Source organism: Caenimonas sedimenti, assembly GCF_007833165.1.
GTDB lineage: Bacteria > Pseudomonadota > Gammaproteobacteria > Burkholderiales > Burkholderiaceae_C > Ramlibacter > Ramlibacter sedimenti.
Map to the genome: position 1 here is coordinate 1 of NZ_VOBQ01000043.1, position 2059 is coordinate 2059.

Consider the following 2059-nt stretch of genomic DNA (forward strand, 5'->3'; position numbering starts at 1 on the left):
TTCTCGAACCACCGGGCCAGCTCGAGATCATCCGCGTGTGGAAGCGCCCTGAGGATAGTGGTCATCTCGCGAAGCGGCCGGAATCCCGGACCAAAGCCATACCTTGGAAAGTATTCAATGCCTCCAAACCGAATCGCAAAAATCTTGCGCTCTCGCTTCCACCGGCTGACCTCGGGTGCCGGCCTGTCAGCGGCGATCGTTGCAAGTTTTGTGACCCGGTCGGCATTCAGCCACTGCGTGCCGTCGCGAAGCATGGCCGCTTCTTGCTGGATCGCGCGAACATCCTCAATTGAAGGCGTCGGATTCGCCACCATCAACCGCACGAGCTTGGGCTCGAATCGGCCCAACGCCACCGTTGCCGCGAGCAATGCCGGCAGTGCGTCCTGGACCGCCTGAACGTCGCGCGTGTCGATCAGAACATCAGAGTCGATGTCGATGTCGATGGAGATCCTCATACGCCTTCTCATTCGGCTCAGCACGAACCGAAAGTTTCAGAGCTGGATATTGTCACCTGTGGGATCGTCGTGGCGAAGGCTGCCTAACTGCTCGCTTCCGGGGCGAGTGCCCCCAGCCGGGTTGACAGGCCAAGGGGTCATCCTCGGTCGCTTCGCGGTCCCGGACGACAGCACCAGGGGCTCGTAAGCGGTCTGTTCGTCCCACATGCAGTCCAGGTGGTTGTCTCGCCACATCCGATCATCGCCCACAGGATCAGCGTGACGGAACCGCAGGACATGCCGATGCACGCGCTGGACCAGCCGCTCGACGTCGCCCTCGGCTGCCCTAAAGCGCACGCGCGCGGTCACGGTTTGCGAACCGCGCAGGAGGGTCCAGCTTGGCGCAAACTCGATGGGATGAGGGTAATCCAGCCAGCTGACGTCGTCGAGGTGAGTGCCGTGCACGTGGCGAACCAGGAGTTTGGCGAACAAGCCGAGCATTTCGAGTTGAAGCAGGCGCGCGTCGAACTGGGGATACTCCCTCAGGCCATCTCCATGACGAATCGGCGCCTTGAGTGAGGCGTAGGCGTCTTCGTCGTCGCCCATCCACGCCTTCAGGTCGTGCCTGAGCCGCATTTCCGGCAGCAAGTCATAGGACGCATAGAGCTTGTAAAGGGCCGCGCTGACGATACTCGTTTGCGCATTGAGCCGAAGCCCCCGCGGGTAGCGACCGAGACGACCTATGAGTCGGAAGGTTGCATTCTCGTGCTCTACACACAGCTGCCTGAGCCAAAGCATCGTGCGTTGCGCACCTCGATCGAGATGATGATCCGACCCGATGGGCAGAAAGCCCCGCGTATGAGTCGGCCCCAACACCACGGATTCCTCCCTGAATCCAAGCCACGAGGGATCGGCGGCAGGCGCCCAAACGCTCGCCCGCTGAAAGTGCCGTGAGGCAACCGCAGTCGAGGGCGACTTCAGCGGAACTGGCAGTTGTGAGAGTCGCTTCGCCTGATGGGGCACATCGACCCCAAGGGCAAGTACTCCTCGCCTGTGTCCAAACATCTGGTCGGCCCACCTGGCATGCTGAGAATCAGCGACCCGCGCAATCGTGTTGGCCAACGCAGCCCCGCACAGGGGGCATTCGAACGGGTGGAATGCCGCGTCCGCGAAGCTTGGATCGATGGGGTTGCTGCAATCTGGGCAAAGGTCGAGCAGAGGGATGTCGTGCAGTGGGCATCGCTGGACGGCTACGTGCTGTGCAACGATGCTGTGATATCCCAGGGACAAGCATTGCTTGCAGTAGCGCAGAGTCGGATGCAGCAACTGCGCCTGGTGGTCGATGGCGCCGCCGATGTCGCAGCCTCGCATGTGCAGCACCTGCTTCCCGGACGTGCCAAGGACTTGCGCAACGGTGTTCACGTCATTGTCGGGTTGTGTGAAGCGCCCGAAGATCCGGCGTGACAAAAGCCGCGGCAGCAGCACTTCGCGCGCTTCGCACTGCTGCACGATGCAATAGGTGGTCCAGATGCCATAGAGGGACTCATGCTCGAGCCCCTCCAGACGGGCGGGTAAGGCCAGCGCCACGCGCGCCGCGTCGAACGACTTCATGCCCTGCCACCCCG

The 2059-nt window shown here is 62.1% G+C and carries 2 pseudogenes; both read right to left on the reverse strand.

Annotated elements, in window-relative coordinates:
* A pseudogene (locus tag FN976_RS28660) lies at nucleotides 1-455 on the reverse strand (hypothetical protein); the annotation flags it as partial.
* 36 nt (nucleotides 456-491) lie between these two features.
* Nucleotides 492-2059, reverse strand: a pseudogene (locus FN976_RS28665) (hypothetical protein); the annotation flags it as partial.